The following is a 702-nucleotide window of genomic DNA, read 5'->3' on the forward strand; positions in this document are numbered from 1 at the left end:
GCGTTGCAGTGGCTGCTGGCCCTGCCGCCATCCACGAGCCCGCGCAGTAAGGCTGAGATCGATGCTGAGCTGGCAACTGAGCGCAACTGGTGATTGCCTTCCTGGATGCCAGCGCACTGATCTATTTGGTGGATGGTGAGGCCCGATGGGCCGAAGCCACCCAGGCAACCCTCCATCAGCTTGCTGTCGAGGCACCTGATCTCCCACTGGCTGTGAGCCGCCTCAGCCTGCTGGAGTGTCTTGTTGCTCCACTGCGGCAGGGTGATCAACCTTGCCTTGATCGTTTTGCGGCGTTGTTTGCCCAGCCGGATCTGCTGGTTGTGGAGCTCAGCTCATCTGTGGTGGAGCTGGCAACGCAATTGCGCGCCAACCATGGGCTGCGTACACCCGATGCCCTGCAGGCGGCTTGCTGCCTGCAACTGGGGCCTGATGCCGTGATGATCACGGGTGATGCCGGATTTCAGCGCGTCCAGGCTTTGCAGGTGCGTTTGATTGCCTGTGCCTGATGCCCTGCTCGACTTTCAGGGTCCGGCCGACCTGGCCGCCTGGCTGGCCGCCAACGCCTGAAGCGGGGCCTTCGCGTCACAGCCGATCTGCCAGATCTAAATCTGGGGCTGGCCTGGCTTAAGGCGTGTTTGAGCAGCCAGCCAGCACGGAGACCTAATTGAAGGCCCCCCACCCGCTGCTGCATCAAGCCAGCCC

General features: G+C 62.7%; 1 protein-coding gene. It reads left to right on the forward strand.

Annotated elements, in window-relative coordinates; genetic code table 11:
* Positions 1-89 precede the first annotated feature (89 nt).
* Positions 90-506, forward strand: coding sequence for a type II toxin-antitoxin system VapC family toxin (locus tag C7K08_RS14955; RefSeq protein ID WP_106501211.1), 417 nt, complete (start codon positions 90-92; stop codon positions 504-506).
* The last annotated feature ends 196 nt before the right edge of the window (positions 507-702 follow it).

It is taken from the genome of Synechococcus lacustris str. Tous, from assembly GCF_003011125.1.
GTDB lineage: Bacteria > Cyanobacteriota > Cyanobacteriia > PCC-6307 > Cyanobiaceae > Synechococcus_D > Synechococcus_D lacustris.